25 protein-coding genes and 1 pseudogene are annotated in these 22157 nt (G+C 64.5%); 17 read left to right on the top strand and 9 right to left on the bottom strand.

Translation table 11 applies throughout. The features are described 5' to 3' along the window. Positions 1–74 precede the first annotated feature (74 nt). From J4030_RS17440 to J4030_RS17475, 7 genes are all read left to right on the top strand, one after another. Entirely contained in the window at positions 75–1010 is a 936-nt protein-coding gene (locus J4030_RS17440) for a HEAT repeat domain-containing protein (RefSeq protein ID WP_208050512.1), read from the top strand. Positions 1011–1117: 107 nt separating this feature from the next. Further along, a complete protein-coding gene (locus J4030_RS17445; RefSeq protein WP_208050513.1) occupies positions 1118–1693 on the top strand; it encodes a GNAT family N-acetyltransferase in 576 nt (191 codons plus the stop codon). Positions 1694–2059: 366 nt separating this feature from the next. Continuing rightward, the gene (locus J4030_RS17455; RefSeq protein WP_208050515.1) at positions 2060–2566 is read left to right on the top strand and encodes a barstar family protein; all 507 of its coding nucleotides are present in this window, start codon (positions 2060–2062) and stop codon (positions 2564–2566) included. A 297-nt stretch (positions 2567–2863) separates the two neighbouring features. Next, positions 2864–3358 (top strand): GNAT family N-acetyltransferase, encoded by a 495-nt coding sequence (locus tag J4030_RS17460; protein ID WP_307864764.1) that lies wholly within the window; start codon positions 2864–2866, stop codon positions 3356–3358. A gap of 63 nt (positions 3359–3421) precedes the next feature. Then, positions 3422–3784: a DUF4440 domain-containing protein gene (locus J4030_RS17465; protein WP_307864765.1), complete on the top strand. Its 363-nt coding sequence runs from the start codon at positions 3422–3424 to the stop codon at positions 3782–3784. A 38-nt stretch (positions 3785–3822) separates the two neighbouring features. Beyond that, on the top strand, positions 3823–4185 hold the full coding sequence (locus J4030_RS17470; protein ID WP_307864765.1) for a DUF4440 domain-containing protein: 363 nt from the start codon (positions 3823–3825) through the stop codon (positions 4183–4185). 135 nt (positions 4186–4320) lie between these two features. Beyond that, complete coding sequence (locus tag J4030_RS17475; protein ID WP_208050517.1) at positions 4321–4896, top strand: DinB family protein; 576 nt, start codon at positions 4321–4323, stop codon at positions 4894–4896. Positions 4897–4976: 80 nt separating this feature from the next. Here the strand turns inward: J4030_RS17475 and J4030_RS17480 are convergent, their stop codons facing one another. After that, the gene (locus J4030_RS17480) at positions 4977–6218 is read right to left on the bottom strand and encodes an MFS transporter (RefSeq protein WP_208050518.1); all 1242 of its coding nucleotides are present in this window, start codon (positions 6216–6218) and stop codon (positions 4977–4979) included. 56 nt (positions 6219–6274) lie between these two features. Here J4030_RS17480 and J4030_RS18710 point away from each other — a divergent pair. From J4030_RS18710 to J4030_RS17495, 3 genes and pseudogenes are all read left to right on the top strand, one after another. Then, positions 6275–6445: pseudogene (locus tag J4030_RS18710) on the top strand (helix-turn-helix domain-containing protein); the annotation flags it as partial. 484 nt (positions 6446–6929) lie between these two features. Beyond that, complete coding sequence (locus J4030_RS17490; protein WP_243763566.1) at positions 6930–7361, top strand: GNAT family N-acetyltransferase; 432 nt, start codon at positions 6930–6932, stop codon at positions 7359–7361. 112 nt (positions 7362–7473) lie between these two features. Then, on the top strand, positions 7474–7905 hold the full coding sequence (locus tag J4030_RS17495) for an NUDIX hydrolase (RefSeq protein ID WP_208050520.1): 432 nt from the start codon (positions 7474–7476) through the stop codon (positions 7903–7905). A gap of 9 nt (positions 7906–7914) precedes the next feature. Here J4030_RS17495 and J4030_RS17500 read toward each other — a convergent pair whose 3' ends face one another. The 3 genes from J4030_RS17500 to J4030_RS17510 form a co-directional block, all read right to left on the bottom strand. Further along, positions 7915–8442 (bottom strand): GNAT family N-acetyltransferase, encoded by a 528-nt coding sequence (locus J4030_RS17500; RefSeq protein WP_208050521.1) that lies wholly within the window; start codon positions 8440–8442, stop codon positions 7915–7917. Positions 8443–8649: 207 nt separating this feature from the next. Then, positions 8650–9621, bottom strand: coding sequence for a GNAT family N-acetyltransferase (locus J4030_RS18630; protein ID WP_208050522.1), 972 nt, complete (start codon positions 9619–9621; stop codon positions 8650–8652). Beyond that, positions 9618–10169: a GNAT family N-acetyltransferase gene (locus J4030_RS17510; RefSeq protein WP_374222011.1), complete on the bottom strand. Its 552-nt coding sequence runs from the start codon at positions 10167–10169 to the stop codon at positions 9618–9620. Before J4030_RS17510 ends, J4030_RS18630 begins: the two co-directional genes overlap by 4 nt. Before the next feature lie 131 nt (positions 10170–10300). On the opposite strand from J4030_RS17510, the gene J4030_RS17515 reads away from it, so the two are divergent. The 4 genes from J4030_RS17515 (at position 10301) to J4030_RS17530 (ending at position 13956) form a co-directional block, all read left to right on the top strand. Further along, positions 10301–10894, top strand: a complete 594-nt coding sequence (locus J4030_RS17515; protein WP_208050523.1) for an MBL fold metallo-hydrolase — start codon at positions 10301–10303, stop codon at positions 10892–10894. A gap of 576 nt (positions 10895–11470) precedes the next feature. Next, a complete protein-coding gene (locus J4030_RS17520; RefSeq protein WP_307864766.1) occupies positions 11471–12241 on the top strand; it encodes an LPXTG cell wall anchor domain-containing protein in 771 nt (256 codons plus the stop codon). A gap of 35 nt (positions 12242–12276) precedes the next feature. Then, positions 12277–12960 (top strand): class F sortase, encoded by a 684-nt coding sequence (locus J4030_RS17525; RefSeq protein ID WP_208050524.1) that lies wholly within the window; start codon positions 12277–12279, stop codon positions 12958–12960. A gap of 15 nt (positions 12961–12975) precedes the next feature. Then, positions 12976–13956, top strand: coding sequence for a hypothetical protein (locus J4030_RS17530; protein ID WP_208050525.1), 981 nt, complete (start codon positions 12976–12978; stop codon positions 13954–13956). A 335-nt stretch (positions 13957–14291) separates the two neighbouring features. On the opposite strand, the gene J4030_RS18715 is transcribed toward J4030_RS17530, so the two are convergent. Further along, positions 14292–14840, bottom strand: coding sequence for a DUF2690 domain-containing protein (locus J4030_RS18715; RefSeq protein WP_208050526.1), 549 nt, complete (start codon positions 14838–14840; stop codon positions 14292–14294). A gap of 261 nt (positions 14841–15101) precedes the next feature. Here J4030_RS18715 and J4030_RS17540 point away from each other — a divergent pair, with 261 nt between their 5' ends. Then, positions 15102–16205 (top strand): hypothetical protein, encoded by a 1104-nt coding sequence (locus tag J4030_RS17540; RefSeq protein WP_208050527.1) that lies wholly within the window; start codon positions 15102–15104, stop codon positions 16203–16205. Positions 16206–16452: 247 nt separating this feature from the next. Here the strand turns inward: J4030_RS17540 and J4030_RS17545 are convergent, their stop codons facing one another. Then, complete coding sequence (locus J4030_RS17545; RefSeq protein ID WP_307864767.1) at positions 16453–17703, bottom strand: MFS transporter; 1251 nt, start codon at positions 17701–17703, stop codon at positions 16453–16455. 197 nt (positions 17704–17900) lie between these two features. Here J4030_RS17545 and J4030_RS17550 point away from each other — a divergent pair, with 197 nt between their 5' ends. Next, positions 17901–18743, top strand: a complete 843-nt coding sequence (locus tag J4030_RS17550; RefSeq protein ID WP_208050529.1) for a hypothetical protein — start codon at positions 17901–17903, stop codon at positions 18741–18743. Positions 18744–19621: 878 nt separating this feature from the next. On the opposite strand, the gene J4030_RS17555 is transcribed toward J4030_RS17550, so the two are convergent. Then, a complete protein-coding gene (locus J4030_RS17555) occupies positions 19622–20227 on the bottom strand; it encodes a GrpB family protein (protein WP_243763567.1) in 606 nt (201 codons plus the stop codon). A 55-nt stretch (positions 20228–20282) separates the two neighbouring features. Here J4030_RS17555 and J4030_RS17560 point away from each other — a divergent pair, with 55 nt between their 5' ends. Continuing rightward, positions 20283–20861: a GNAT family N-acetyltransferase gene (locus tag J4030_RS17560; protein ID WP_208050531.1), complete on the top strand. Its 579-nt coding sequence runs from the start codon at positions 20283–20285 to the stop codon at positions 20859–20861. Positions 20862–21004: 143 nt separating this feature from the next. Here the strand turns inward: J4030_RS17560 and J4030_RS17565 are convergent, their stop codons facing one another. Together J4030_RS17565 and J4030_RS17570 are read right to left on the bottom strand one after the other, a co-directional pair. After that, entirely contained in the window at positions 21005–21553 is a 549-nt protein-coding gene (locus J4030_RS17565; protein ID WP_208050532.1) for an adenylate kinase, read from the bottom strand. A gap of 176 nt (positions 21554–21729) precedes the next feature. Next, on the bottom strand, positions 21730–22157 hold a 428-nt coding region (locus J4030_RS17570; RefSeq protein WP_208050533.1), incomplete at its 5' end, for a recombinase family protein.

Here is a 22157-nt window from a genome sequence, read left to right on the forward strand (position 1 = left end):
GGTGACCGGAAGGACCCGCTCGATGGCGAAATATCTAGAGCGACCCCACTGCCAGCGTGCGGGATGATGCGCAGATGTCATCTCCGGCAGACCTCATCTCGCTCGCCAACGAGCTCGGCGACGCGCTCAATGGGGAGTCAGTCGAGAAAGTGCCTGGGGCTTTGCCCCGGCTCGCAGAAATGCTGGAGCACGAGGCCGACGCGGAGGTCATCGCCGCGATCGTAGACGCGCTGGGATACGCCTGGGACTCAAAGGCCGCCCGCATCGTCTTGGACCACGTCGCCGTCGACCATCCCGACGCTGATGTCCGACTCGCTGTTGCGCAATCTCTTCCCGGCGGCGTTGACGCGGACGAACCCGTACGAGATGCCGTCATCGAGGCGCTAACCGCCTTGACCCGTGATGATGAGACCGCTATTCGGGACTGGGCCTGCTTCGGCCTCGGACAGGTACGTGCGACCACGCCAGCAGCAATCGAAGCACTCGCTGCCCGGCTAGACGATGCCGACGACGACACCCGCTGCGAGGCACTCCTTGCTCTTGCCCAAACCGGTGACGACCGCGCGACCATCAGCCTCCGGCGCCGCCTCACGCTCACCGACGAGATGGTTTGCCTGCTGGAAATCAGGGCCGCCGCCGAGCTCGCCGACCCCCAGCTATATCCCCTGCTCGAAGGCCTAGGCAACGAATGGGCCGGGGACAACGACGAATTCACCACTGCACTCGCCCACGCGACCAGCCGATGCCGACCCGAAGCCAGAGCGCAGGCGGCAACGGTGGAACGCGCATTGCTCGCGCGAGTCGGCACACTGCTCACGGGGCAACCAATCACTGCAGTCCTCGTAGGGCACTACCCACGCACCGCCCTCTCATTCCAGCCGATCGACAATGCGAGCCCGCCGCCTGCCCACGACGCGATCTGGCCCGATCAAGATCCTTGGAACTACCCCCTCGAGCAAGAAGCCCAAAGTCTCGTTATGACCTATGCCCGTGGCGGCACGATCAACTGACGGCGCGGCGATACCCACAGCGACTCACCAGACAGCGATCGGCGATTGGCGATCGCCACACCGGTATCGCTGCACGGTGGTCGCTTGTGGGCTGCGACGATGCGGGGATGACTACCCCGCGCGCTGTTTTCGACGACGCGACGATCATGGGCGACGGATTCGCGTTGCGCGTTCCGTGCGTGGACGACGTCGACGCGATCACGGCGGCATGCCAAGACCTGGTCACCCAGCGCTGGTTGCCCCTGCCGGTGCCCTACGAGCGAGAGCACGCCCTGTCTTTCGTCACGGACATCGCACCCGCGCAGCACCGCAGCGGCGCTGGGCTCGTACGGGTCATCGAGGTGGCAGGTCAAGTGGGTGGAGTCATCGACCTGAAGCAGACGGACTGGCGAGCTCAGGTCACCGAGATCGGCTATTGGGTCGCACCCACCCATCGAGGCCATGGCCTCGCCGGACGGGCCACCGAGCTGCTCTCGCGGTGGGCGATGGGTGACCAGGGCATGGAACGCGTCGAGATCGCTGCAGCTGCTGGCAACACCGCCTCGCAGCGTGCGGCCGAACGCGCTGGATTTGCCCGCGAGGGTCTGTGCCGATCCGCCGGCTACATCCATGCTGGTCGGATCGACCTAGTGCTGTACGCGCGTATTCGAGCCGACCTCGATCACGACAACGCGGCACTCTGACCCTGAGGTAGCCGCGGAACCAAGGTCACGCCACACCAGCAGCTCCAAGCCGCGCCCGTACGACGATCGGCGACCGGGACGGGGTCCTCGCCCAACAGGCAAGCACGACTGATGGAATCAACGCTGGCTCGCCGTAGCGTGATGCTCCAGTGGTGGTGGTGGTGATGATGGCGGACCTGCTGCTGGCTGACTACGAGCTGGCGGCACCTATCGTGAGCGTGGTGTGGATCCGTTCGGCGAGGGCGTGCACCGCGGCCCAAATCGCGTCGCCACTGGCGATGACGGCTTTGCCTATTGGACGGGTGATCACTACGAATCGTTCCTGGTGTTCCGGGGGTCGCGTCAATGAGTGACCCTCTTGTGCTGATGAAGGTGCAGCCCCATCTGCACCCATTGCTGCTGGAAGGTGATGCGCAGTCGATCGGGGATGCGGTAAGCGGTTGGGTGGAGTCGGGCTTGACGGCCCGGGTTGTCCGCGGCCGCAAGATGCGCACCGTTCGCGGCGTGCTGGACGAGTTCGCAGCCGCACTCCAGTTCCCCCTCTACTTCGGCGAAAACACGAATGCGTTCAACGAGTGCATTGCGGATTTGGACACACTTGCCGCCGGCGAGGGGTACGTAGTGACGATGATGGAGCCCGAGCAGGTTCTTGCCGATGAGGACACGGCGGCGCTCAAGTGGCTAGCTCGGGCCTTGGTGTCTGCCGCCGAGCAATGGGCTCAGCCAGTTGACCTTGGCGAGTGGTGGGATCGGCCGGCGGTCCCGTTCCACGTGGTCATGGCAGGGGAACGGGGGCAACTCGAGAGCGCCGCTGGTCGGTGGTCCAGTGCGGGCGTGACACCGTTGCCGTTCGGGGGGAGCGATGGAGGCTGACTGCGTCACTGCAAATAGGAGCTCGGGCCGGATGCTTCAGCTAACTGGTGATGTGAAGTGTTAACGCGCCTCTCAGTAACCGCCGCTGCAACGAGATTTGGTAGGTGGATGGTGCGGTCTGCGAAGGCCCGTGGAGGGGGTCGGGCAGCCCTGCAGCGTGACCCACCGATGCCCGTCCCCTACTGAACACGGTCGCTGTGATCATGTCCGCAGGTGGATCGGCTACTGGGCCTGGACTGACGGACTGACCGAGCCGTCAGAGCTACTGGTTGCCGGATGATGACTAGCCTTGCGCGGGTGGATTCAGGGATCCAAGTAAGGCCAGCGGTGGAGCAGGACGCGCCGGCGATGGCGCGGGTGCATGTGGACTCCTGGCGTCAGACGTACCGGGGACTGATGGCCGACACGGTGCTCGATGACCCTGATCTTCTTGATCAACGTGGGAAATTCTGGGCAGCGGTACTGACTGATCCGAGGTACTCGATGCAGCGAGTCGCGGTCGCCGAGCACGAGTCAGAGTTGGTGGGGATTGCGATGGCAGGGCCGTCCCGCGAGCCGGATGTGGACTGGTTAGAGCAACTCTTCGTCTTGTATACCTACGCCGCAATCCACGGGCGTGGAGCTGGGGCGGCACTGCTCGATGCCGTCGTCGAACCCACCTCAGTCGTCGGACTCTGGGTTGCAGACCCCAACCCTCGGGCGCAAGCGTTCTACCGTAAGCACGGCTTCCTACCCGACGGTGCCTGTTCAGCGGAAGACGGCATCGACGAGATCCGAATGGTCCGGCACTGACACGTCGACCGTGCGAGGCCACTTCAGGATCGGCAACCGGGCAGAGCTGAAACACTGCTCTGCGTGCGACACGAAGCAACAATCAGAGCAGCTGAACTTGAACTCATGACGCTCTCCACGAGAAGCAACGGTCTACGCGTGCGGGAACTACTGCACGAGGACTTCGTAGAGATCGGACGGTCTGGCCGCCGCTGGACCCGCGATGAGCTGATGGCCTCGATCGCTGAGGATGGTGAGTACGAGGCGCCTGGCGTGAGTGAGTGGGTATTTGTGCAGATGTCCAGAGAGTTGATGCTTGTTACCTATCTCGCCACCGCTGCCAATCAGAAGAGCCGACACGCATCGCTCTGGGATATCGGTGCCGAGTCGCCCCAGATGCGCTTCCACCAGGGCACCATCGTCCCCGGTGGCCAACCCGCCCAGTAGGCGATCGGCAACCGGGCAGAGCTGAAACACTGCTCTGCGTGCGACACGAAGCAACAATCAGAGCAGCTGAACTTGAACTCATGACGCTCTCCACGAGAAGCAACGGTCTACGCGTGCGGGAACTACTGCACGAGGACTTCGTAGAGATCGGACGGTCTGGCCGCCGCTGGACCCGCGATGAGCTGATGGCCTCGATCGCTGAGGATGGTGAGTACGAGGCGCCTGGCGTGAGTGAGTGGGTATTTGTGCAGATGTCCAGAGAGTTGATGCTTGTTACCTATCTCGCCACCGCTGCCAATCAGAAGAGCCGACACGCATCGCTCTGGGATATCGGTGCCGAGTCGCCCCAGATGCGCTTCCACCAGGGCACCATCGTCCCCGGTGGCCAACCCGCCCAGTAGGCGATCGGCACGCGGAGCGTGCCACAACAGGATCGGCACGCGGAGCGTGCCACAACCGAATCCCGTTGCGGGATGCGCGGTCCTTGCCGCGCGATGCGGTAACACGCCGCGGCACTCGTGGAAGAGTTCTATCCCATGATCGACGATGCGAAGGCCAATCTGCACAGCTACCTCAAGTACGAACGTGAGGCCGTGCTGGCCAAGCTCGACGGGCTCTCTGAGTACGACGTTCGACGCCCATTGACCTTGACCGGGACTAATTTGCTGGGCCTGGTGAAGCACCTAGGGACGTGGGAGGCCAGATACCTCGGTGAAGTCTTCAGCCGTCCCTTCCCCGAGCCTTTACCGCGGTGGGACGTTAGGGCTGAGCTCCTGGCCGACATGTGGGCGACGGAGCACGAGTCCCGCAGCGCCATCATCGACCGTTACCGGCGCGTGTGGGAACACAGCGACGCAACCGTGGAAGCTCTCGCTCTGGATGCCACGGGTCGGGTGGCTTGGTGGCAGGACGCCGAGGTGCCGTTGTTCAACATCCTCGTCCACCTACTTGCCGAGACCAGTCGGCATGCAGGCCACGCTGACATCCTGCGTGAAGAGCTTGATGGGGCCGTGGGAATCGACGCGGAGGGGATGGCAACCCAGCGGCACGATGTGGCGTTTTGGACGGCGCGCCGCGAGGAGATTGAGAGGGCCGCCAGGTCCGCCAGTTGACCTAGGGCTCTTGACGCAGAACTATTTTCGCGACGAACGCCCGGTTACCGATCGGTCATCGGGGTGGCGGCCTTGATCTCCTAGGAGATTGCTTCCGTCGCGTTCCCGGTGGTTCCGTGTAGTCCCACGATGGCGATGGCCGCTGCGATGGCGATGACGGGAAGGATTGCGTTTGCGGTGGTGCGCAGTCCCAGGGTGTCGGCCAGCAGGCCACCCACCGCAGAGCCTGCGACTGTCGCGGTGCTCTCGATGGTGGTGAACGCTGACAGCGTGCGGCCTAGGAGGTGGGTCGAGGTTCGTCGTTGAATTTGCACTTGGATGAGCAGCAGGATGGTGCCTCCGGGGATGCCCGCGAGCCCGATGCAGACGACCGCCGTAACCAGGGTTGTGCTGTTGAAAAGCCCGGCAAAGCAGATGGTCACGGCGACCAAGGCGGCAGTAATCCCTGATCGCAATGTGATGTGACGGGATACATAGGCGCCCAGTGGGGCGCTGAGCAGGTACCCCGCTCCGAGCGCTGTGAACAGAAGGCCCACTTCTGGCCCGCCTCCGCCAAGGTCGTGAACGACGTAGGGGACAACGAGCACGTTTAGGACCCCGTTGGCCAGCAAGAAGGTCGCCGACACCGCCAGCAGCGACCGCAGGATCCTGTGCTGGAACAGGAACACGGCACCTTCGCCGATATCTCGCGTGGCCCGTCTTAGCGCCGATGAGACGGGATCAGCCGCGAAGCGCCCTGCGGCACCGCGGCCGACAGGGTCGAGGTGCAGCAGCGCGGTGAGCACGGCGGCGATCAGGTACGTCGCCGCGTTCACCAGGACGGCGGCCTGGAAACCGGCTAGTGCGTACAACGCTCCCCCGAGTGGTGCTCCGACCAGACGGACCGCGCCACCGGCGGCGGTGTTCCAGGCGTTCGCCACCTCCAGCGCGGCGCCTCGCCCGACGATGGCGGGGATCAGGGAACGCTGCGCGGGGATCGCGACCTGGGTGACCGCGTTCTCGACGAAGATCAACCCAAACAGCAGCCACAAGGTCCCCTCGTCGGTGACCAGCAGCATCGCGACCACGGTGGCGCCGCGGACCAGGTGACAGGCCAGGTCCAGAAGGCCGCGGTTGACTCGATCGGCCACGAGGCCTGCGATGGGTGAGATGAGCACGCCGGGCACAGCCTCGGCGATTACTGCCACGCTGGTGGCCCCCGCAGAACCGGTGAGGTCGTAGACGTACACCGGCACTGCGACGATCAAGAACCAGGAACCGAGGTTGGCGACCGCCGAACCGCTGAACAGGCACCAGAAGTTTTTGCCAAGGTGTCGTCGCACCCAGCCGACTATCCTCTAAAGATAGTCGAGCGGCAAAAGTATTCTGAGGGGGCACGATGGATAACGCTGACCTGGGGTCCGCACTGCGCAGCAGGCGGGCTGCTGCGGGTAGGACTATTGCCTCCGTCGCCATGGACGCCGGCTTGTCGGTGACCTACATCGCGAACCTGGAGAACGGTCGAGGCAACCCCACGGTAGGAGCCTTGGACGCCCTGACCAGCGCCCTCGGTGGGCGCCTGCAAGTCACCCTGAGCGATGACCAGGAGCCGACCAACCCCTCAGCCGAGGACCTGATCCGAGTGGATCAATTCCTGCGGCACCCCCGGCTGACCGCAGAAGCCCGACGCCTTGCCGCCACCACCGGTCGCCCACTGCCCCAGGTCCGAGAACATTTCCTGCACCTGCTGGCGGCTCTGAGCCGACTCGCGACCGAACCCCTAACCACCCTGGACGTAGACCGCCTCGTCGATCTAGTAATCCTCACAACTCGACGACCTAGGAGTTAACCAACGCGCCTGAGTCGCGGAGCCAGCAGCTGTGCCCAGCCATCGCCGTACCGCGAACGATGACCGATCGGCGATGGGTCTCCGGGACTCGTCAGCAAGGAGAATGAGTAGCGTGGCGACTCCACCCTCCCTATCACTCTCAGCTCTGCCGCTGGCTGGTCTGCGCCTTGTCCTGGAGCCGTTGCGAGTCGAGCACGCGCAGGAAATGGCCCCGCTGTTGGATGATGCTGGACTGCATGTCTTCATCGGTGGGCGGCCTGCGAGCAGGCGGGAGTTGCAGGAGCAGTACCGGAGTCAGGTCGTGGGCCGTTCACCGAACGGGTTGCAGTGCTGGTTGAACTGGGTGCTGCGCCGCCGCGAGGATGGTCGCGCGGTCGGCACGGTGCAGGCCACGGTCACCGAGGAGCAGGACGAGCCAGTCGCTGAGGTCGCCTGGGTAGTTGCTGCACCCTTCCAAAGTCGCGGCTACGCCCGCGAGGGTGCGCAGCTGATAGTCGCCTGGCTACGCGACCAAGGCGTCGTCACGGTTCGGGCCCATGTGCACCCCGAGCACGCAGCGTCTCAGGGCGTGGCGCAGGCAGTCGGGCTGGTCAAGACCTCGACAGTGGTCGACGGTGAGGTTCGCTGGGAGGCCTGATACCCGCTCACCGATCGCCCTTCGGGCAGGTTTTGCTCCCAACGAGCTGCGCCAGATGCAGGACGAAGACCTACCGCAACTGACCGTCGGTGTCCGCGGATAGCTTCTTCGCATGAGCACCTCAGTCTCGATCGCGACTGCGGCTCTCGTCCAAGACGGTCGCGTGCTGATGGTCCATCGGCACCCTCAGCGCCAGGCGTACCCAGGCAGTTGGGGTCTTCCTGGCGGGCACCTTGAGCCGGGCGAGCTGTCCCGCGACGCTGTCAGTCGAGAGTGCTTCGAAGAGATCGGTGTCCACGTCCACGACCCGGTGCCCATTCCGATGGTGCTCGCCGACACCAACCTCGACATGCACGCATTCCTCGTCACGCACTGGACCGGAACACCCACGAACGCCGCTCCGCACGAGCACGATGATCTTCGCTGGTTCAGCGCTAGCGAACTCCCACAGCTGAAGCTCGCCCACCCGGAAAGCCTGCCGAACATTTTGATCGCCATCCAGACCGCCGCCGAGGTCCCAGGCGCATCTCAGCCCGGCCGGTAAACGATCCCTCTAGGGAACGTCGAGGGTCCGGTCGGCGAACGCTAATCGCGTCGTGCCGTCACTGGGGTCGACGTGGGGACCGTAGTTGGTCAGGCCGACTCGCTCGGCGACTCGACGTGATGCAGAGTGGCTTTCCAGGATCCAAGCAATGACCGCTACGGAGTTGTCCTTGGCGTGTGCGGTTGCCAGCGCTGATCGGCTCAGCTCGGTGGCGAAGCCGCGTCCCCATGTGTGGGGTGTCAGGCGGTAGTAGAGGTTCCAGTTGCCGGTGGTCTGGCGCTGGACTCCTCCGACGCCGACCGCCTCGCCGGTTTCGCGTAGCCGAATGATCCAGTAGCTCAGGCCGTCGGAATCCCATCGATCAGCGGCCTTCGTGAGCCAATCGCGGGTGGTTTGCCGGTCTCGATGTCGACCGTCGGGGGCGTGCTGCCAAGTGTCGGGATCAGAGGTGATGGGGAACAGCGCATCTACGTCGTCGGTGCTCGCCGCGCGCAAGGTGAGGCGAGCAGTAGTCACGACGTCGAAGGTGTCGCTCACGTCGAGAGACTGTAGTCACAGAGATCTCCCGGAGCGGCACTCGGCCGGCGTGCCGATCGGTCTACGGACTGAAGGCGAGTCGGGTGTCCCGCATAAGACGCCGATCCGGGCAGGTCGTTCTGTGGTCTCGACGGAGGCGCCTGGCGCAGGTTCTAGCACCGGCAAAGGTTCGGCTTCCGGGACGTATCCACTGATGCGGATTGGGCCTCAGCCCTTAATAAGGGTTTCGCCGGGCACGAAGGGTGTGAAGCCGGCTTTTTGGTAGGCGCGGTAGGGGCCGGGGTAGCTGTTGGAAGACCCGGTGTTGATGAACACGTGATGGCCTCCGGCTGCGGCCGTGCGTGTCGCGATTTCGGCGCAGAGTGCGGCGGCCAGTCCGAACCGGCGGTGGGCGGGCACGACGCCGAGTGGTTCGATCTCGGTCCATCCGGTGGTGGCGTCGAACCAACCGATGCAACAGCCCGCAAGAGAACCATCGGGCGCCTTCACGATCAAGTCGAACTGTGTGTCGTACAGGTGGGTGTCTTGCACTCGGCGGTAGGCATCGAGGCTGAACGAGCTCGACCACGATTCGTCAAGGTGAGGGTCATGGTCGGGATGAAAGGGAAGGTCGACCGGCTTCCACGACGCGCGATGCACAGCGACCCGGGCATCCACCTCATCGGAGCGGACACTGCGGATCGCGTATCCCGCTGGGACCGCGCCTGAGACAGCATCGGTCGGCGCGCCCAGCCCTGGCTCGTTCATGGCGTAAAAGCCGAACGGCGGCGTCGCGCGCTCGAACCCCGCCTGGGTGAACATTTTCCTGGACTGCTCATCGAACACGGTGACACTCAACGTTGGACCCTCAGCGGTGCGCAGAAGCCACCCGAAGAGTGCGTGGGCGGCGTCGGGTCTGTCATGCGCGACTTGGAGCATCAGCGAGTCCGGCTGACCGACCGCTGCCCACCCCTCCACCTCGCCTTCGGCGCCTTCAACCACGACGATCTGGTCACCAACCTGACCTGTAGCTTGGGACCACCCCAACCCACCGGGATGCAACCCGCGGGGCCAACAACGACTAGCGAGCCGCTGCATCGCCGTCGTATCACTGGTACCCGACCAGCCACGAATATCCATCTTCACCGCTTGAGCATGCGTGGTGCCCGCCAGAACCGCACCCGAATTACCGTCAGTCACGAATCAACGAGGTCGTCCCAGATGAACGTGGTGGTGTGTCCGCTTTCCCAATCGCGGCGAAGGATGCTGTACGCCACCGAGGCCATTGGCGCGCCCCCTGCCACTGGCCAGCCGTCCCGGTAGTGCGCTTCCTTTAGCCAGCCGCACCGCACGAAGGTCTTGCGCATCGCAATGTTGTCCTCACGAGTTTGGCCCTCAAAACGGGTGACGTCCGGCATCGTGTCGAACACGTACGTGGTGGCCGCGCGAAGGATCTCAACGCCCAGGCCACGGCCTCGGACGGGGCCATCGAGTCGCAGGTCGAATAGTGGTGATCGGTCACTGAGGTCTTCGAGGCGCAAGAACCCAATCCGGCCGAGTTCAGAGTGATCGACCCAGAACGAGTCGTTGTCCTCGTCCCGATAGGCACCCTCGGAGATCGACGTGGCGACGTCTGCTGCTGTGGGATGCGGGCGGCCGTGAAACAAGAACTCGTTGCGCGTCATGAAATCGATGAGAGCGTGCCGATCCTGCCCAGCGGGGTTCAGTCGAGTGAAGGTGGTGGCCACGGGACCAAATTTACTGGCGACCCAATGGAACATTGTCTGGATCAGCCTGGTTGGCCAGCTCAGCAACGATCCCGCACCGCCCACCGATCGCCTCCCGGTGCAAGACGTCGAGCTTGGGCGATGATGCGTCGATGCGGCTCATCCGTTACTCCCACTCATGCGTCCGGCTTGAGATGGGCGAGAGCACCATTGTGATCGACCCGGGGATCTGGAGTGAGCCGCAGTCGCTGCGCGGCGCGGACGCGGTCCTAGTCACCCATCAGCACGCAGATCATGCCGATCAGGCGCGCCTGGCACACCTCTCGTGTCCCATCTTTGCGCCCGCATCGGCCTCGCTTGAACAGATCTCATTCGAGCCGGTTCATCCCGGAGAGTCAATCGCGGTGGCGGGCCACGCAGTGAGGGTCGTTGGAGGGCGGCACGCGCCCGTGCTTCCCGTTCAAGAGGTGTGCGCGAACGTCGGGTACTTGATCGGGGACACCTACCACCCCGGTGACGCCCTGGTCCCACCACCTATTCCAGTGGACACACTCTTGGTGCCGATGCAGGCCTCCTGGATGAAGGTCTCCGAAGGGGTTCAGTTCCTACGCAACAGTCGCTACGAGCGCGCAATCGGCATCCACGACGGACAGATCAACGACCGCGCCATTGCCAGCATCAACCACTGGTACGCAATCGGTTCCTCTGGTCGCTATCGCTACCTGACCCCCGGTTCCGCGATCTGAGCACCTTCCTACGCATGGGCAGCGTCGTGCTGGCCCGAACGACGATCGGCGTCCGGACGGCCGGCGAGTGTGTGTCCCGTATGGAACACCGATTCGGACGCGTCAGCTCCGGACGTCTCTGACCACAGCCAACGCTCGCTGAGACGCCGTCGATCGTTCCACGCGGGATGTGCGGAGTTTCATTGTGATCCAATCCATCATTCGGGTCGTGCCGAATCACGAAGGTGTTCGTTCGACATGACGGACACCCTTCCGGGTAGGTCGCGGCAGTCGCCGCACTCCTCTCGAGGAGCGTGGCGACCGCCCGCGGGTACAGCCCCGATGCCGGCGAAGGTGTCGAGTTGGTAACTGGCGCTTCTTGTTTACATCGGTTGCTGGTCATGTCGTAGCGTGCGAAGTCGGCGGTGGGGCAAACGCCTGATCGTTTCGTGTGAAAGAAAGAAGTGAGTCGTGCAGAAGAAAAACAAGGTTTTGCTGTCTGCTGTGCCGATCGCGGCGTGTGTTGCCGCCCTGGGCGCGGGTGCACCTGCTGCGCATGCTGCAAGCGGCACGACGTACCGGGCCACGTTGGCTGCGGTGCCGCTGAACACCCCGTCGGGGGCAGCGTCCGGGACGATCACGGTCACCCTCAACGGCAACCAGGCCACCATCAGCGAGCACGTCAGTGGCTTGGCGACCAAGCTGCCCACAGACAAGAAGACGTTGGACGCGTTGGGGATCCCGGCAGCCTTTGCCGGTGCACCGTTCCCGCACGTGCAGCACATCCACGGCCCGGACGCCGCGCTGGGTGCCGGCGGGGCGGGTACGTGCCCGACCTCCGCTGCTGACAGCAACCACGATGGGCTGATCACCACCGGCGAAGCCGGAGACAACTACGGCCCCATCCTGAGCACGCTGTCCACGGCGCCGGGTGGCACGGGCGATGAGAAGTCAGCCGATGCGACCAACGTCAAGATCGCACCGGGCGGCGGCAGCTTCACCTACAACCGGACCATCACCTTGTCCTCGGCCTCCCAGGCGGCCATCACCTCGGGTAAAGCCGTGATCGTGGTGCACGGGCTGAACCCGGCCAACGCGCCGAAGGCGTCGCTGACCGTGCCGAACGACGTCGGGCTCACCCTGCCCGGTGCCAGCAAGCCGGTCGCGGCGATCGCGACCTCACCCGCGCTGTGCGGGGTCCTGCAGGCCTCCCAGATGAGCACGATGCCCGGTGGTGGCGTGAACACCGGCTTCGCCTCGACCAAGTCGACGACCAACACCACCGCGATGGCGGGCGGCGCTGCGGCGATCGCTCTTGGTGGCGCGGGTGTGGTGCTGATGCGTCGCCGCAAGCACACCACCGTCTGATCGAACAGGTCTGACACGGAGTATCTAAGGACCACATGAAGAACCGGACACGCGCACAGACCATCGCTATCAGCGTGCTGTGCGCGTGTCTGGTCCTTGGTGGCATCGTCGCCATCGTCTGGGGCATGCACCGACCCGCCCACACCGCTGCCATCCCGTTGCCGTCATCCCAGACGAGCAGCTCCAGCACCTCCACCGGCTCCTCGACCAGCGCCTCCGCGACATCCCCCTCGTCGTCCTCCTCGGCGAACAGTCCTGCGGCGGCGCCACTGTCGCCGCCCAGCAAGATCAGGATCGCGAGCCTGAACGAGGGGTCACCGCTCCTGACGCTCGGCGCGACCGCCAACCGGGAGATCGTCGTGCCCACTGACCAGCAGGCCGACCAGGCCGGCTGGTTCAACGGATCACCGACCCCCGGGGCCGTAGGGCCGGCGACCATCGTCGGGCACGTCACCAGTTCCCGTGGCGGGGCGGTCTTCTACCACCTGGCGCAGATCAAGGACGGCGCGGTGGTGCAGGTGACCTTGAAGGACGGAAAGGTCCTGACGTACGACGTGTACCGCGTCGCCAGCTTCCCCAAGGACGCCTTCCCGACCCAGGCGGTCTACGGCAACACCAGCGGTCCTGAACTGCGCCTGATCACCTGCGGCGGCACCTTCGACACCGCGACCGGCCACTTCCGCAACAACACCGTCGTCTACGCCCGACTCGCCGCTTAGGGAGAACTCGCCACGATGACCGGCGCGCGCTTGTCACAAAACAGAACCACGGGCAGTACCAGCTCCGACGACGATGGACGGGCATCGGAGCGCTGGCGGGGGGTACTGACCTGCCTGCTGGGTGTCGCGTGGCTGGTGGACGCGGCATTGCAGTACCAGCACTACATGTTCACCCAGGCCTTTCCCCGGGAGACCATTCGGCCCACAGCGGCCGGCAACCCCGGTTGGGTGCACGACCCCATCGAGTGGTCCGCGACGCTGATGTCGCATCACCTCATCCTGCTGAACGGGGTCTTCGCGACCGTGCAGTTGCTCATTGCCGGTGGACTCTTGTGGCACCGGACCCGCAAGCCCGCGTTGGTGTTGTCGGCGATCTGGGGCCTGCTCGTGTGGTGGATGGGCGAGGGCCTGGGCGGCATCCTGACCGGTCCGGTCTCCCTGCTGGGCGGCCTACCCGGCGCCGCCCTGCTGTACGTCGTGATCGCCGTCCTGCTCTGGCCCCGCCGGGGCGTGCCGCGGGATCGGTCTCAGCGCAGCGTCGCCGCTGCCGGACCGTTGGGGAGGGTCGCCGCGCTCGGGTTGTGGATGGCTCTGTGGATCTGGTTCGCGATCGAGACACTGCTGCCCGCCAACCGGACCGCCAGTGCGATGCACGACACGGTGGCCGGGATGGCCGACGGCGAACCGCACTGGATCCGCAGCATCAACACGTGGGCTGCCGAGCTGCTCGCCGGCCGCGGTCTGGTGGTATCGGTCGTGCTCGCCGCCTGCCTGGTGCTCATCGCGCTGTGCGTGTTTCTCCCCTCGACGACACGCCCCGGGCTGATCCTGGCCATCGTCGTGTCACTGGCGATCTGGGTCATCGCGCAGGACTTCGGTCAGATCGCCACCGGGACCGCGACCGACCTGAACACCGGTCCCCTACTGGCGCTGCTCGCTCTGTGCTACTGGCCGGTCAAGCCCCAAACGCACAGCATGTCTCCGACGTGTAGGTAGGCCGGACCGATCCGTGGCCCCGGATGGACGATGCGTTGTCGACGACGCGCGCTTCGAAACCACAGCCCCTATCAATCTGACCACCTCACATGTATCGCAGCGCGATCGTCTTGCGGGTACGGCGATGCCCGCACGTCCGAGACGCCACCGCCCGCCAGGAGCCGGTGACCACAAGTGCTCCCGAAAACTTACTTACATTTCTGTTGCAGGGGTGATGCCCGAGTACTGTCGAAATTCAACGACAAACGCCCTGCACGGCTAGTCGGCCAGTGGGTTTTCGAACTGCTCGGCTCCGGGACATCATCTCCCGGAGCCGAGCACATCCGATTCGCGAGTTATGAGAAGCAACCCGCGGTGTAGTTTCCGAGCAGGTCGCCACTGAAAGCACCCATGTGCGACCTGGTCGGGTCACTGAGTTGATAGATATCGACCGACATGCAGGTTCGGCCTTCGGCCGACACCATGGCCGTCCAGGTCGTCTGGTCGTATCCGGCACCAGATGACCCGTTCACATACCCCCGCGGCCAGTCGCTAGTGCCATCTCGCCAGATCCACGGCATTCCGGAAACGGTGGAGCCTGCGAAAACGCCCAGCCTTGGACCCCAGGGGGTGAACCGCACCCAGTTGGAATCACAGTTTCGTGAGTACCGCATCTCGAGCACGCCGTAGTTCGCCCCGGCGTCACCGGTGGTTACTGCGGCACGTTCGTAAATAGTGACTGCGTCGTCGACGCAGTTCGTTGTGCTCGGATCCTTGTCGGTACAGCTGGCGCCGTAGCAACTCGGGGCCGAGGTGTCTGCGTGCGCAGCGGCAGCCGCCCACGATGAGCCCAGACCGACGGACAAGAGCCCGATCAGTCCGATACGAGTAAGCATCTTTCGCATCACGAGGTTCCTCTCTCGATCTCACTCCGCGCCTCGCGTGCTCTGCTGGCCACGATCGAGGCCAGTAGAGCAACCCGGGCACCTGTAGGTGTCCACACCCTCTGTCCAAAACAGAGCGTTAAACGTGTACACAGAGCAATGCTAGCATCCTCTTGTACACAACAACAGCCGTGTTTTGCCAGAGGGAGAGAGATGCCGAGACCGTCGAGACAGAACGAGATCGCCGAGGTATGCCGCCTCTCAGGCGCCAGTCCCGATTCGGTGAAGAACTTCTTCAGCCGACCGGGCCGACTGTCCCCGGAACTACGGCAGTCGATCGCCGAGGCTGTCGCACAAGTCGGTTACCGCCCGATCCGTCGACCATCCGGCGCCCTCAAGGGGATCCGCGTCGGCTACCAGATGCCCCGGTCGTGGAGCCGACCGTCTTCGGTCATGCAGTCCCAGCTGACAGAGTTGGTTCGCGCCGTGCAAACCGCTGGCGGGTTGCTCGTCCCCTTCGTTGTCGACGTGGAAGTTCCAGGAGTGGTCGACGTCATCGGCGGCACGCCCGCGGAACGCGCTGACCGCACCCTAGGTCTTGAAGCGTGGCACCGGGAGTACGCCGCGGGTCGAACGATCCCTACGTACCACGACATGATCCGCACTCACGGCGTGAACGCCTTCGTGGTCAACGACTTGGCCGGTGACGACCCCCGGTTGAACACGCTGCGCGCCGAGCAGGTCCCGTATGTCGCCTTGGGCCGACCGCAGGAGACCTCACCAAGACCCGCCGGATCAGCGCACCCCTATGTCGAAACCGACAACGCACTAGGTATCGCGCGAGAAGTGCTCCTACTGTGGCAGCGGACGGGATGCCGAACGTTCGGGCACGTGGGTTTCGCAGAAGACGGGAGCGGCGTGCCTGCCCAACGAACACTGGACACACGGGTGGCTGTGCAAGGCGCAGCGGCCAGGGCCGGTATCGTCGCGGCAGAGGTTCCCAAGCTGGCTGTGGCGTACTCGCACTCCCGGGCTTCGTCGACGTCCACCTTGGGACGGATCCTCGAGTGGCTCGAAAGCCATCAAGACCTCGATGCCGTTGTCTGCGATAGCGATCACATCGCCTATCTCGTCCACGAAGCCGCCAGCCGCGGAGGACGTGCATTAATGCTCACCGGCAACGACGACGATCCCATCAGACGCACGGTCTTCCCCGAAGCCCAGCGATGGATGACGCTCCGCGGCGACCAGCCAAGCGCTATGCGCGCCGCGATTGATCTGCTCGCTCAGATACGCGCAGGGCAGACACCCTCACACCGCGCGGTGCCTCCAAACATCATCGGCGCACCCGGAACACCCTGGGATGCGACCACGAGCATCGACTAACCGCCACGCTGAAAACTAGGATTGCGGCCGAAGTAGCACCACCTAAGGACTTAGAACGGCTGGCGGCGACGGCAAGCAGCCCGCAACACCTCGTCGACTCACGGTAGGAATCGGTGACCTCGGACGACGGATCTGTGACCTTCCTTGTACAACCTCGACCCCGGGTACTCCGCGCCGTCGCTAGGCCCCCCAAGCCCTTCGTTAAACGGTTCGCGCCCCCGGTGATCTGAGACCAGGTCCCGGGGCTCTAATCGGTGGTCGGCGTCTTAGGGCTGGGTGGGTTGGACTTCATCGAGAGGACCTGTTTGCGCAGGATCAGCGAACCGCCGAGCAAGCCGATCAACGCGGAGCACAGCAGTGCGCTGCGTAGTCCGATCCAGGTAGCGAGTAGTCCGCCGGCGACGGCGCCGATGGGGCGTACTCCCTGATTGATGGTCCGGAAGACGCCGTTGACCCGGGAGCGGATGTCATCGGCGACTTCAATGGCGAGGATGGTGCCAAGTGCGATGTCGGCCCAGACCGCGGTGACCGCGGCGATGAATTCACCGGCTGCCAAAGTGCTCGCCGCCAGTAGTGCAGGTCCCCTGGCCGCGGGGTAGAAGAGCAGACCGGCGGGGTAGATCAGCGAGGAGAAGGCCAGGAGTCGTCCCAAGCCGAGCCGTGTCTCAACACGTGCGCAGGTGGCTGCGCCGATGAATGCGCCGACAGCGCCGGCGCCAAGAGCCACACCGATTGCTGTTGGTGTCAGGTGCAGGGTGCGTATCGCGTACAGAGTGAGGACGCCGGTGCTCATGAAGACAGCCAGGTTCGTCAGCCCTGAGGAGGTCAACACCGCCCGCATGAGCGCGGACCGGTAAACCCATCGCAGGCCCTCGCCCACTCCTTGGCCGTGAGCAGATTTCGCTGACCCCGGCTCCGCGGGGTGGATCCGCGCCAGCTGTGCCCCGCTGATGGCGAAGCTGGCCGCGTTGAACACCAGCGCGACGGGTGCTGTGAGCACGCTGACGAGCACCCCACCCAGCGTCAGACCGACCGTTTGGGTGACAGCCTCACTGCCGCGTAACCAGCTACTGGCCGCCACGTACTGGTCGCGTCGAACCATCGAGATCAAGACGGCTTGGTAGGCCACACCGAAGAACACGTCGAAGACGCCGACTAGGAACGCGACGAGGTAGAGCTGGATGAGCGTGAGGCCACCGAAGGCGTACGCGATCGGGATGGACAACACTGCAGCAGCGCGGGAGAAGTCGGCCACCAGCATCACGACCCGGCGATGCCCGTGTCGGTCGATCCAGGCCCCGGCCCACACGGATAACAACAGGCTCGGGGCGACCCCCGCGGCCGTCAGCACGCCCACTTGGGTCGCTCCCGCCCCGACCGTCAAGATCGCAGCGAGAGGGACCGCGAGAACCGCGAACTGATCACCCAGCAGGGAAACGGACTGGCCAATGAAGAACCGCCGAAAGCCAACTTGCCTCAACAGCGCCGGCGACCTCACCCAACCCCTCCCTCGCGCCCCAACATGGCTGTCTTCAGATCATTACGCGAAGAGCAGGCGAACTAAGCAGAATCGCGGGCTGGACCGGTGCCAGCACCCTACGACCCGTTCCGGCCGTCAGAACTCCGTCATAGACGCCGAGCACTGAGAAGGGCGCCGCTAATCGATGGTGAGCTCATCGCTGACAGAATCGGGATATGAGATTCGACGACTTCTTCGCTGAGGTTCTCGATGCGTCAAGCCCGTGGGGATCGTCCAGTACAACGGGGATCAGGATCGACTTGGTGCGCCAGCTCGAAAATGGTCCGCTGGCTGGCGATGATCCGTTGGCTACCGCGATCGCGCTCACCCAGTTCGTACGCGGCCAGTACAACTCCTACGGCACTGACGGCAAACAACAGATCAATGATGTGGAATCGCGCGAGGTCTTCAGATCATTACGGGCGGTGCTGCGGCGTCAGGGAGTCGATTTCGATCCGCAGTGGAGCGACTTTCCTTCGTTCCGCACCTACTGGAACGCGCACGAGGGCCGAGGTAGCTGGCAAGCCCGCCGCGACATGTTGGCCAACCTGTTCGATCCGGTGCTTGAAGCGCTCGAAACCGCTCAGGACAGGGCTTCGGAGAATCAGATCGTCCGATCCGTGTCCCCACGTAGCGAACTTGGCTGGCCCGCTGTCGATGAGCACATCGAGCAGCTCCGACAACGGTTCGCGACCGCATCCACGCACGTTGACTACAAGGACGTCGGCAACCGCTGTGTCGGTGTCCTCGAAGCGCTCAGCGCCGTCGTCTACGACCCCGCCGTGCACTGCCCAGAGGGCAAACCACCACCCCCAGTGGACAGGACCGACATTCGCATCGGTGCGTACATCGACCAGCGACTCCCAGGGTCCTCGAACGAAGAGCTGCGTGGCCTCGTGAAGAAAGCTTCGGCGCTTTCCCACAAGATGAAACACTCCCCTCGTGCTGACCGGACCACGACCGGCATCGCCGCCGACGCAGTGATCTTGCTCGCCAACATCCTGCGCCGTCTGCGCTAGGAGTCACAAGCGGATGGGTGAGCGGTCATCTCGCGCGCGGGAGACGCCATCGCATCGCACCAGGGTGGGGTCTGCGCCAATTCGATCAGCTTCAGGCTCTCTTGGTGGCGACTTGCCATACCCCAACTGCGAACTCATCAGAGCAGCGAAGACAACCCGGTCTACAGCGAAGCCGCAGGTGAGTGAGCACCTTGGACACACTCCAACCGTCGACGCCCACCGATAGCGTGCCGACCGTGAAACTGCATCTCCTTGCGAGGACGCCCACTATGCCGCCAGCTCGCGACTTGGGGCCCGTCGTAGCAGTGTGGGCAGGCAGCGTTAAGGCGATGTTTGCAGGGTTGGCCGTCGGACTGGCAGGCACGGCATTCCTGGGTGCGTTCGCGGCGGATACCTCCTTAGGCTTGGCGAGCTTCATCGGAACCTTCACAGTCCTCGGCTACATGGTCGCGCTCTGCATGCGGCGTTGGTACTGGGCCGTCGGCACGGACTGGGTTTACGTCCGTCGCTCTTCGTTCCGCCGGGGTCGATGGGCCCCTCTGTCGCAGATCACATCAGTCTCGATCGTGACTGTCAGCAACTCGCCCTACCTGCGAGTTCGCGCTGGCCGGCACAAGATCTTCGACGCCCGAACCGGATCCGGATGGGCCTCCAAGTCACCATTCTTCCCGGCCCTGGGACAGGCATTGCTTCAACTGCCACTACCCCTGGATGACCCCACCCGCCACGCCCTCACGCAATGGGCTGACTTCTCCCTGTCCACGCCCACACCTGAAGCACACTGATCCACCGAGCTGCTGCATCCTCAATCGAGACGTCGCGGTTGCCGCTTAACGATCGATGACCGGACCAGCGTCCGCGTCATCGACGGATGGGCGTCAGAGGAGTCCGGTCGCTCGAAACGCGCGGTCGTAGATCGCGCGAATCACCGGCTCCTTGCGGGCGTTGTACTCCGTGACATGTTCTCCGGCCGCGACGGAATCGCTGGCCGCGGCTACTTTCGCGGCGCTGTAGAGCGCCAGATCGTCGGGGTGTTGGCGCAGCCAGTCCCGGAAAATGCGGTGCCGTACCGGCTCGGGGCTCTGCGGGCCGAACACGTGAACGTTGCAACGGGGAGATCCGAACACCACCACCCGATGCTCGTGCCACCAAGGCTCCCGGATCACCAGCTCGAAACCCGCTGTCTCCAGCGGAGGCAGCCAGTCCTGCTCATCTGCCGGATCGGCCACTATCAGGTCGATATCGATGACCGGTTTGGCGGCCAAACCGGGTACGGACGTCGACCCGACGTGTTCCACGAGCAGCGCCCGCTGGCCCAAAGCATTGGTGATCCGCTGCGCCAACCAGGTGAAGTCGCCCGGCCACCGCGGATCGGACTCAACGACCTTGATATCCCTGCGCGGGCCTCGACCCGGCACCCACGAGTTTTGCCCCGCCGGCGGAGCCGCATCGTGGTGCCCGGTGACCTCGAACGGAGTCGGCATACCCGGGATCATCCCGCACAACCATCGCGATTCGTGACAGCTCGCGGGTGCCAGGATGGCGCAGGTGTCGAACGAGCTGCAGCTGCCGCATCTCAGGGACGCGCCGCTGGTGTTGCGGGCGTTTGCCGCTGCAGATGCCGCATTGGTGATGGAGGCCGGTGCTGATCCGTTGATCCCGCTGATCACCACCGTGCCGAAGGGGCCCGTTGAGCCTGCCGCGGCGCAGGCCTTCATCGAGCGGCAACACCGGCGTGCCAGGACCGGGCAGGGGTACTCCTTCGTCATCGCTGACGCCGAGACCGACAGGGGGCTGGGGCAGATTGGGTTGTGGCCGATCGGGCACGGTCGGGCCAGCGTCGGGTACTGGGTTGCACCCGCTGCTCGTCGTCGAGGGGTAGCCCAGCACGCGTTGCAGATTGTGTCGACCTGGGGACTGTCCCTGCCCGACATGCACCGGTTGGAGCTCTATGTAGAACCGTGGAACGAGGGGTCCTGGCGCGCTGCGGAACGAGCCGGCTATCTCCGCGAGGGACTGCTACGAAACTGGCAACCCGTCGGTGGCCAGCGGCGCGACATGTTCATGTACTCCCGGCTTCCAGCCGACCCCGACATTCCAGCCGACCCCGACACCTGACGAGCCCACCGCTCACCACCGATTAGCGCCGGCTCGATCATCGACCCGCACGAGGATCGGCGACCGTTTGCTTTCGCCGCAGCCCCCTTGGACGGGTCGATAGCTACTCGCTGAGCGCTGCTCGCGCCCGATCCTACGAATGCTCAACGCTCCACGAAGAGGGGCAGGCACGACTCCAGGTCCCGAGGTCGACGGATGAACAGCACCGGCGGCCCCTCCACTGCATCGGCCCACGCGCGTATTCGATCACGCTTGCGCGCGAAGCTCTTGAAGTGCCAGCGCACGATGGAGTGCTTCCCGTACAGGCCGCGCCATGACTGCGTGTTCCCGTTGCAGATGGTTTGCTGGTCGATCGCCCGCAACAGGGTCCGGCGGAGCAGCCGCTGCAAGGAGAACCACCTCGGGTAGTTAAGGGCGATGATCAACTGAGCCCGAGGCACCACCAGGTCGAGCCACGCCCCGTACGCGGTGTCCAGAACCCACCGATCTTTCGAGGCAATCTCCGCGATCAGGTATCGCTGCTGATCCTCGGCCACCGGCACCCACCCAGGCATCCACGTCAGCTCATCGACCAAGGTCACCGGCAGCCCCGTGCGCGCTGCGATTCGCTTAGCCGCGGTGCTCTTTCCGCTGCCCGTGACCCCGTAAATCAGGATGCGACACGCGGCTGACGGGTCGGTGGTCACGGGCACCTCATCAACCTAGGAGACAACGCTCTCGTACGCGCAGGCTAGATAGGCGCATCCCGCAGGCCGAACGGGATACGACGCGCCAGGGACGATCTGGACCTTGATTCGCGTCCTGGGCAGCTCGTCCCGTACGGGGTGTGCCGTGCGGGACCAGCTGTCGCGGGTGGATGCGGACGCGCCTATGAGGCGGCCGCATCCGCCTTGGCTTGGTCTTCTGCTCGCTGGCGCTGGATCGCGCGATAGACGGTAGAGCGACCCACGCTGAAGAGTTCGGCCGCCTCGGCGGTGCTGTACTCGCCAGTTTGCAGCAACGAGACCAAGTGTGCTTCCTGGCGGCGGGTCAGTTTGGGCTGCTTGCCACGCAGGTGACCCTTGGCCTTGGCAACCTTCATGCCCTCGGTGGTGCGCAGGCGAATCAGGTCGCTCTCGAACTCAGCGACCATGGCCAGCACATTAAAGAGCAATCGGCCGACTGCATCGTTCGGGTCGTACACGGACCCGCCCAGGCTCAGCTTGACTGAGCGATGGGTGAGCTCGTCCGCGATCTCCCGCGCATCGGGTAAAGATCGGGCAAGCCGGTCCAGCTTGGTCACTACCAGCGTGTCCC

Source organism: Allobranchiibius sp. CTAmp26, from assembly GCF_017565405.1.
Classification (GTDB): Bacteria; Actinomycetota; Actinomycetes; order Actinomycetales; family Dermatophilaceae; genus Allobranchiibius.

Bases quoted from the DNA above. Each gene is read 5' to 3' on its own strand.
- J4030_RS17560 (WP_208050531.1), top strand. From the start codon at position 20,283: ATGGCGCAGGTGTCGAACGAGCTGCAGCTGCCGCATCTCAGGGACGCG.
- J4030_RS17555 (WP_243763567.1), bottom strand. From the start codon at position 20,227: ATGCCGACTCCGTTCGAGGTCACCGGGCACCACGATGCGGCTCCGCCG.
- J4030_RS17495 (WP_208050520.1), top strand. From the start codon at position 7,474: ATGAGCACCTCAGTCTCGATCGCGACTGCGGCTCTCGTCCAAGACGGT.
- J4030_RS17525 (WP_208050524.1), top strand. From the start codon at position 12,277: ATGAAGAACCGGACACGCGCACAGACCATCGCTATCAGCGTGCTGTGC.
- J4030_RS17515 (WP_208050523.1), top strand. From the start codon at position 10,301: ATGCGGCTCATCCGTTACTCCCACTCATGCGTCCGGCTTGAGATGGGC.
- J4030_RS17550 (WP_208050529.1), top strand. From the start codon at position 17,901: ATGAGATTCGACGACTTCTTCGCTGAGGTTCTCGATGCGTCAAGCCCG.
- J4030_RS17455 (WP_208050515.1), top strand. From the start codon at position 2,060: ATGAAGGTGCAGCCCCATCTGCACCCATTGCTGCTGGAAGGTGATGCG.
- J4030_RS17475 (WP_208050517.1), top strand. From the start codon at position 4,321: ATGATCGACGATGCGAAGGCCAATCTGCACAGCTACCTCAAGTACGAA.
- J4030_RS18715 (WP_208050526.1), bottom strand. From the start codon at position 14,840: ATGCGAAAGATGCTTACTCGTATCGGACTGATCGGGCTCTTGTCCGTC.
- J4030_RS17490 (WP_243763566.1), top strand. From the start codon at position 6,930: ATGGCCCCGCTGTTGGATGATGCTGGACTGCATGTCTTCATCGGTGGG.
- J4030_RS17440 (WP_208050512.1), top strand. From the start codon at position 75: ATGTCATCTCCGGCAGACCTCATCTCGCTCGCCAACGAGCTCGGCGAC.
- J4030_RS17530 (WP_208050525.1), top strand. From the start codon at position 12,976: ATGACCGGCGCGCGCTTGTCACAAAACAGAACCACGGGCAGTACCAGC.
- J4030_RS17445 (WP_208050513.1), top strand. From the start codon at position 1,118: ATGACTACCCCGCGCGCTGTTTTCGACGACGCGACGATCATGGGCGAC.